Origin of the sequence: Sulfolobus sp. B1 (assembly GCF_007050195.1) — an archaeon.
Classification (GTDB): domain Archaea; phylum Thermoproteota; class Thermoprotei_A; order Sulfolobales; family Sulfolobaceae; genus Saccharolobus.
This window is the reverse complement of sequence record NZ_QIMI01000070.1, coordinates 1-8,680: the sequence shown is the minus strand read 5'-3', so window position 1 is coordinate 8,680 and position 8,680 is coordinate 1. Positions and strand designations below refer to the sequence as shown.

Genomic DNA, 8,680 nt, shown 5'->3' with positions numbered 1-8,680 from the left:
GAGGGAGATAAGGACTATGTCAAATACAGCTGCTTATGAACTATTCATAGATGGCTTAGAGATACCGGAAGAGAACGTAATAGGTGAAGTCGATAAAGGTTTCTACTATCTATTAGACTTACTTAACGCAGAAAGGTTTATGATAGCAGCAGAGATGATAGGTAATGCTGAGTGGTTTATAAATAAGGCTAGTGAGTACGCTAAAAATAGAGTAGTGTTTGATAAGCCTATAGGAAGCTATCAAGGTGTCCAATTTCCATTGGCAAAAGTTTACGCTGAATTAGAGGCAGTTAAGGCGTATTTTAATGAGGGGCTGAAGTATTTAGAAGAGGGGAGTGATGTTAAAAGAATTGGAAATTATGCTAATATCTCTAAATACTTGGCAACAGAAATAGCATGGGAGGCTGGTAATGTGGCAATGGATATATATGGAGGATATGGTTATGCTGTAGATTCTAACGTGGAGAGGAAATTGAGAGAGACTAGGTTATATAAAGTTGCTCCAGTCTCTCAAAACTTAGTCCTAGCATATGTAGCCCATCACATATTGAATTTACCTAGATCATACTGAAATTGGCAAAAATTTTAAAGCATAGACGTCTAAACTCAAAGCTTACAAAGTCTTAACTACATTTTTGGCACAAATGATTGCTTTATTACGAAATACTTTATAGACTAGCATCTAAAATTTCCCTATCTTGCTCACTTTGTTACGTATCTGCATTTTTTATGAAAGAAAACTCTTAAGGCAAGTAGAACAATATAAGTGATGCTATATATCTTTCCTTATCACCTTTAATGAAATCATGGGCTATAATGAAGAACACTCCTGGCAATGTCTTAGCTATATTTTCAATATCGCTTGATATATCTTGCCCGCTTAACATTTTATGCACTAAAATCGCTTCTACTATATCTGGAGGAAGTAACTTGTAATCTTGATCCTTAAATTCTTCATATATTTTCTTAAGACCTTCATTTGAACTCCCTTTAATTACAGATAAAGCTATATTTATTAGTGGGCTATCGCTCTTGACATTAACTTCACGTCCTAGAGCTAAGGAAGCTAAAATTTTTATTTCCTCTGGCATCTGTTCAATTTCAATTATGTCTTCTAGAACTCCCTTATATTCATATTTATTTTTAGAAAGTAATGCATTAGCTAATTTAAATTGATATATCATTATTAACTCTTTTATTTCTTCATCTCCTAACTCATTTAAATTCTTTATATACCCATATATAGCCTCTGAATCCTTAAGCATGGATTGTATAAAACTCCTAAACATATTCCTATCCGTAAACCACTTATCTTCAACAAATGCTCTAAAACCTATGTAGGAGGCATATCTCACGTATAAAATGAATTTATAGTAGTCATTCTCTAACGTATTAATTAAATCCTTTAAATTACCGTTAAACAGTATAGTCGATAAAACTTTCTTTGCACTTCTATCATCAATTTTCTTCAGGACTGATTTTAACTGATCTAATCTTCTCTTATACTCACTGTATTTATTAACAACCTTATCTAGCTCAGACCTATCTATTGCTAAGTTTAGTTCATAGTTCAAGGAGAGTACACTACTCAGCATTTCAATAGGACTCTTCCCAGTTTCTTTTGGTAAGAGGATTAGGGTATAAGGTCTGGCATTGGGTATAACTTTCTGTATTTCTCTTATATGCTTGAGATTCCTATACCCAGTCAATAAAGCCGTTGTCACATAACTACTAACCAGATCTTCGTTCTTCAGTTGAATTATTTTATTAAATATAATGTCCTCTACGCTAACGAAAAATCTTCTGTCATTAAATAGAGCGTAATTAAAAATGAGTTGGAGGGCTCTGTTTACACATTTAACGTCATTAGACTTCACAATAGTTCCAATTATTTTAGGATATAACTCAGTTAAGAGGAGGTTCAAGTTAAAAATTTCGGGAATAACGTTTACGAAGGCTGATGGATCTAACATGATAGGTTGGGGTAGTTCACTACATCTATCATCTAAATAGTCCTTTATGATAGGTATTAATCCCTTTATCAAGGGCTTAACTATTCCTAGCTTATCTGATATGTTAATCAGATAATTGTTTAATGGACTATCCTCTACACTACTAAACTTATATTTATCTAAAAGATAACCTACAATCTTAAAGAAATTATAAGCTAAATTTCCAGTAATTATCTTCTCTTTTAATATGTTAATTAAGATAAGTAATATCTCATCAGCTCTCTTCTCATATTTTTCAACATCCTCAGCACCTTCAGCTTTCTTAATGCTCTCGGGAATATAGTCTATAACAGAAAACCAATTCAATATGGGATCGTCAATTGTTTCCTCCACCTTTCTCCCGAAGTACTTCAAGACTAGTTTTGATACCTCTACTGGCATGGGGAAATATTTCATAGCGAGCAGAGGAGAATACCACTTTAAAACGTTAGGATCACTTTCGAATATCACATTATACACGTAATCTGTGTAATCCTTTTCGTCAATAAATGTTCGGTATGGTGATATCGTAACAATATCAATCCTTAATTTATCCCTTAAAGCGTCCAATAAATCATCTGTAAGGACATAAATATCAGCATTAAGATTTTTGTATATCCCCCTTAAACTCTTATACCCATTCTCGTCATGATAGTCTACTATCTTCAGATCCTTCTTACCCTTAATGTATTTCATAACCTCCTTAGCTATTCCAGTCTTTCCACTCTTCAAAGAACCAATAATACCTACCCTTTTACCATTTAGTAATTGAGCTACTAAATACTCCACGATTTCCAGGTTTTCTGGAGTGTAGTCCAAGTCAATGGAGAGTTTGACTTCTTTCTCTTCAATTCTACTTAGGTATTTATTTACAACCTCTTTTGACCTACCAGGCAAGAGTCTGAGGTGAGAGTCTATAGCGTAGTATATTAGTTCCTTCCAGCTATCGCTAAGTTTATTCCAGCAAAACTTCATTTCCTCTGGTGAATTGAAAAGAGATACTAATGGATAGATTATAGCCTCATCCCCTTTTATGTTTGACTTAGGGAAAACGGTGAACAATTGCTTAAACCTTGAAACAATTGGTAAGACCTCGTCTAGCCCTTCAATCTTTTGAGCTTCATCAAATAATCTAGGAATGTAAGTGGTATAAGTAGGAGTTACTATTAATGAGTACTCGAGAAATTTCACTACATCCTTAATGTTCTTTTCAACTTTAAGATCATCAAAGTGATAGGTTAGAGCATTTCCGGAAATCTTAGTCCTAGGATTCCTTAAGGAAGGTTCACTTACTGGTTTTACTTTTCCTAACATTAAATCGATAACGTAATTCCTGCCCTCTACTACTACCTTCTTACCGCTTTTTACCTTTTCCTCTATCATTTGCCTACACTTCTTTAGTTCATCAAGGCTCTTAACCTCCTTTGGAAGTTCAATTAACTCAAAATTTCCTTTAATTCTTTTAATTACTGTGGTCTTACCAACGAAGGGAAGACCAGATATATAAATAGGGTTTTTTTCAGAACTAATTACTCTATTATAAACGTCATCTTCTGAAATTTCTACGACCATATTTTAGTATAGAGTTATACATAATTAAAAATTTTGCAAACAAGACGAACTTCTGTCCACAATAAAGATAACCTTGTTTTACTTAAGCACGAACTTCAAAAAAATAATTTACCGTTAAATTTTGGTTTCTTATTGCTTAGAAATGAATCTACTCTCTCATAAATTCGCTCATGAAGTTTATACACTTGCCTTCAGACAACGCGTATGCTACTCTCCCCATAAATGGTGAGGGTTCCACTGAGGTATAAGCTCGCCTTTAAGCTATATGAAGGCGAATTTTAACTCGTTTTGTTCTTACTACAGCTTTCTCAAACCACTAAATAATGGTATAGTTAACTTTTTATACTATTAGGGTTACCCTAAGTATATGAGTGGTCAACAAGAGGTTCCAAAGCTCAAAAAAGGCGTTGTTGGTACCTTAGAGGCCCTAAGCCAAGAGATAGCAGCAATGGCACCAGCGTGTGATACAGTGGCGTTCATAACGTCAGCTGCTGCAGCAGCATTTGTGTTAACTCCACTGGCGTTTCTATTGGCTATGGTGGTGATGTACCTAGAAGTGAACACGCTCTACCACTTAGCTAAGAGACATGCAAGTGCGGGGGGCTACTACGGTTACGTTGCTACTGCGTTTGGTCCAAGGGCTGCCATGGTAGTTGGTCTGATGTATCCGATGTATCAGATAGTCAGTACTGCGGCAATTCCCATTTACGTTGCAGGAATAGTTTTGCCTGGAATTCTCTACTACTTCTGGAAGATAGTTCTACCAGCGTGGGTGTGGATACCCTTTATTGCAGTTTTCATATTAGTACCAATAGGGTTAGCTATGGTAGGGATAAGGCCTCAAATGAAGTACATTAGATATGCAGCCCTCACTGAGGTAGCTTTCCTAGCCTTGACCAGCTTAATAGTGATCTTAAAGGCCCCCGACAACACCATCAATCTCTTCAACCCGTTTGCGTGGAACAAGGTCTACGGAAGCCAGTTTGAACCACTTGGAGGACCTCTGGGAGCCCTAGGTCTAGGCATGATTTTTGGAATAACCAGCTTCATAGGCTATGGAGGCTCAGCTCCTTTGGGAGAAGAGGCTAAGCACTCTAAGTACATAAGGAGGGCATTAATGATGGGAGTATTCATTGTCGGGGCAGTACTGACAGAAGTGGCATATGCTCTAACTGTAGGATGGGGAGTGAATAACATGCTGAGCTTTGCTAACAGTGGTATTCCCGGCGTTATAGTGTATACAGAGTACATGGGAATCGCTGGAGGTCTTCTGTTGGCCCTCTTTGCTTTCAACTCAGCCTTCTCAGACAGCGTTGCAATGCAGTCAAACGCAGGTAGGGTTTACTTTGCCATGGGTAGGGATGGGGTACTTCCTAGGTTCTTTGCATATGTTCATAAAAAGTTCGTGACCCCTACAAAGGCTCTAGCATTCGTTGGATTAGCTTCAACGGTCATTGCGGTCATAACTGGCTTCGTTGTGGGTTACTTCTCTGGCGTTAGTCCTAGTCAAATGTTCACTCAACCGGCAACTTCGACACAGATAATAAACGCCTTGGAAAACGCCTTTAGCTTATTGACCACAATGGCTTTAGTTGGACTGGTAGTTGCTCATATAACCATGAATACCTCGGTGTCAATACTGTTCCACAGACTTAAGGAGAGACACTTTGGCTTAAACAAGTTGATCCACCCAATTCAGCACTACGTCTTCCCTACCATAGCCACTGGCATCTTCGCCTACGTGCTTTACACTAGTATATGGCCTCCAGTTTTCCCATATACCCAAGCAGTAATTGCAAGTGCGGTATACTTAGCGTTTTCAATAGCTTACTCGCTATGGGTGTGGAAGAAGAAGCCTCAAATAAGGAACAAAATAGGAAAGACGGTAAACATCGTAGAGGAGGAAAGGCAACAAGGAATTGCAGAGTAGGATAAATCTAAGGTTTTTTTACTACATCCTATTTATCGATTTTTTATTTGGTCTTAGCGCTTATAGTTCTTGAGTGTCAATATAGTGTAGGACATAACATTCGTTTTCCGAAAGTTTTTTATTTTTATGTCCAAAATAAAATTTATGGGTAACCCTAAAGATGTTTTGAAGAGGAATTTTGAAGACCTTAAAGGGATTAGATTACGTAAGTTAGAAGAGGGGATATATGTGGGAAGGAACTTCCTTAAGGATATATTAGTTTACGTGGAATACAATGGGCAAAACGGTATATTCATACACTGCGTTGGTGACTGTATAAAGGGTACTGGATGTGTAGTATATGAAGTTAAAGATAGTATGAGAAAGGATGATATCAAGGTGGAAGAGTTAAACTTAACTCCACTCTTCGTCACGAGTAAAGCGTATACTGCATTACACTCGTTATTAGAGGCTTCAAAGAAACTTGGGATAGAAAAGCTAGAGGAAGCCTTTAATATAATAATGGATAAGGTAAGTGAGGGTAAGTTTTTGGAGTGGGATAGCACAAATGCAGGTTAACTCACTAAAAAGGCCGATTACTCCCTTATTCAACGCGTTTCTTCACATATAGCTCCGTGGCACTAGTTAGAAGTTTTGCGTTGGCTTTCTTATATTAATGGATCATAGAGAGTGATTACAAAGTAGGGAAAGCCTCCTCCTCTAGGGAGGAGGTCAGTCATGTTAATAGATTTGGGACATTTTTCAACCGAATGAAACCTAAGAGGAGATGAATTTAGGAAATCAATCCTAATCCAAATAAATAATATTTTCAAAATAAATAGAAATAATATAAAAACTGTTGTTCACATACATAAAACTTCCACAACCATATTTTAATTTAGAATTAAAAATTTTGTAAGGTTTATATAAACAAGACGAACTTTTATCCACAATAAAGATAACCTTGTCCTAAGTAATCATGAAGTTTAAAAAACACTACTTACCATTAAACTTTGGTTTCCTCTTATTTAGGAATGAATCTACTCCCTCTCTAAAGTCCTCACTATATCTCAATAACCCGAAGGTCTTTCTCTCTATGTCGAAACCAGCGTAAAATGGTGAGTCAGCTATCTCATATATAACCTTCTTTAAAGCCTTAACGGCTAAAGGAGATAAACTCGCTAAGTCCTTAGCTATTTCATATGTCCTCTCATCTAGTTTCTCTGGCTCAACTACTTCATGTACTATACCCCACTGCAAAGCTAAGTCTGCATTAATTCTCTTACCAAGTAATAACATGTAAGTCGCTCTAGATATTCCTAAAGTCTTGATTATCCTCGTTAAACCACCACTCGCTGGGACCATACCTAACCTTATCTCAGGAAAGGCGAACTCACTCTTAGGAGTAGCTACTCGAATGTCACACGATAAGGCTAATTCCAGACCAGCGCCGAAAGCGTAACCATCTATTGAGGCAATTACTGGTTTTGAAATCTTCCACGAAGTTGTCAAATCATCACCCCAATCCAATAACGTTTCTGGAGTAAGAGAGAGGAACTCACTAACGTCCCCACCGGAACTAAAGGCTTTTCCTCCTAAGCCCTTTACTATTATAACCCTAACATCTTGATTTTTATCGAGTTCCAATAACTTCTCTCCTATCTCTCTCCTCATACTGACTGTTATGGCATTCATCTTCTCTTGTCTATCTATAAATATCTTGCCTATCTTATTCTCTTTATCAATCTCAACCTTTATCAATTTACCACCTATATTTGTAGTTTCAATGATAAATTTAAATCTATTTATCCTTCTTCTTCACAACCTCAGGATTTTCTAAAGTACTTACGTCTCCTATTTGAGAATTAGTCTCAATAGCTTTCAACACCCTCCTCATTATCTTCCCGCTTAGAGTATGTGGCAATTCAGATACGAACTCTATTTCCCTTGGAACCATGTGTGAAGCTAATTTCCGTTTAACGTAATCCATAATTTCCTTCTTTAGTTCCTCCGAGGGTTTAATATCCTTCTTCAGGACGACGAATGCTTTAATCTTGTAACCTCTTACCTCATCTTCAACAGCTATTACAGCAGATTCAGCTACTGCTGGATGAGTAGATAAAATACCCTCAATTTCTACTGGGCTAACTCTATAACCTGATACTTTAACCACGTCATCAGCTCTACCAACATACCAGAAATAACCATCTTCATCCATATACGCTACATCTCCGGTTAAGTAATATCCGTTCTTGAAATTACGTTTCCATCTCTCCTCATCTCCCCAAATTCCTTCAGCCATAGCTGGGAAGTTTGGATCTAAAGCTAATATACCTTGACTATTAGGAGGTAGTGGGATTCCATTTTCGTCAACTATTAAAGCTTTCACCCCCGGTAATGGCTTTCCCATAGACCCTATCTTTATAGGCAATGAAATGAAATTGGCAATAACGTAAGTAGCTGTTTCAGTTTGTCCGTAACCATCGTGAACGGGAACGCCAAAAATATCTAAGCCAAATTTCACTACATCAGGACTTACGTATTCTCCCCCAGCGTGAATAAACCTTACAGAGGACAGATCATATTTTTTAGCCAAATCTAAGCCTTCCTTCTTAAGAAGTCTTATTGCAGTAGGAGCAGTTGAGATCACTGAGACTTTAAACTCTTGAATTATTGAGTACCATCTCTCAGCATTAAACTTGCCTTCGTATGAGACTAATGGAATATTGTTAACCCAGGCTGTCCAAACACCGGCAAATCCAGCTACCCAAGCAGGATCCCCAGTATGCCAGAAAGTGTCTTGAGAATGCATGTCGAAGTGATACTTACCAGAAACATAGTAAAACGTAAGTATATCTTGAGAATGCCATATTCCCTTAGGCTTACCAGTAGTGCCAGATGTATAAAGGATTAAGAAAGGATCATCAATAGGTCTTCTCTCATAATTTACATCACTCTTACTTGATTCTCCTTCTATACCTTCATCGCTTATCTTTACCACTTTCACATTTATGTTCTTGAACCTATCAACTAAGGACTCATGAACTAATGCAACTCTAGCATTACTATTCTCTACTCTATATCTTATTGCTTCCTCTCCAAATGTGGAAAATATAGGGACTATAACTCCTCCCGCCATAGCTATGCCTAATAAGGAGAAGTATAAGCTGGGTACCCTTTTAGACATTAATACTACCCTATCTCCCTT

The 8,680-nt window shown here is 37.2% G+C and carries 6 protein-coding genes; 3 read left to right on the top strand and 3 right to left on the bottom strand.

The window, feature by feature from the left end; all coding sequences use genetic code 11:
• A partial coding sequence (locus DMP16_RS06030; RefSeq protein ID WP_143576977.1) for an acyl-CoA dehydrogenase family protein occupies positions 1–571 on the top strand: 571 nt, incomplete at its 5' end.
• 172 nt (positions 572–743) lie between these two features.
• Here the strand turns inward: DMP16_RS06030 and DMP16_RS06025 are convergent.
• Positions 744–3,563 carry a hypothetical protein gene (locus tag DMP16_RS06025; RefSeq protein ID WP_069284289.1) on the bottom strand — a complete coding sequence of 940 codons (2,820 nt, stop codon included), beginning with the start codon at positions 3,561–3,563 and terminating at the stop codon, positions 744–746.
• A gap of 367 nt (positions 3,564–3,930) precedes the next feature.
• Here DMP16_RS06025 and DMP16_RS06020 point away from each other — a divergent pair, with 367 nt between their 5' ends.
• Together DMP16_RS06020 and DMP16_RS06015 are read left to right on the top strand one after the other, a co-directional pair.
• The gene (locus DMP16_RS06020; RefSeq protein ID WP_069284288.1) at positions 3,931–5,493 is read left to right on the top strand and encodes an APC family permease; all 1,563 of its coding nucleotides are present in this window, start codon (positions 3,931–3,933) and stop codon (positions 5,491–5,493) included.
• 144 nt (positions 5,494–5,637) lie between these two features.
• Entirely contained in the window at positions 5,638–6,051 is a 414-nt protein-coding gene (locus tag DMP16_RS06015) for a hypothetical protein (RefSeq protein ID WP_069284287.1), read from the top strand.
• A 417-nt stretch (positions 6,052–6,468) separates the two neighbouring features.
• Here the strand turns inward: DMP16_RS06015 and DMP16_RS06010 are convergent, their stop codons facing one another.
• Positions 6,469–7,233 (bottom strand): enoyl-CoA hydratase/isomerase family protein, encoded by a 765-nt coding sequence (locus DMP16_RS06010; RefSeq protein WP_069284286.1) that lies wholly within the window; start codon positions 7,231–7,233, stop codon positions 6,469–6,471.
• Positions 7,234–7,273: 40 nt separating this feature from the next.
• On the bottom strand, positions 7,274–8,680 hold a 1,407-nt coding region (locus DMP16_RS06005), incomplete at its 5' end, for an AMP-binding protein (protein WP_143576976.1).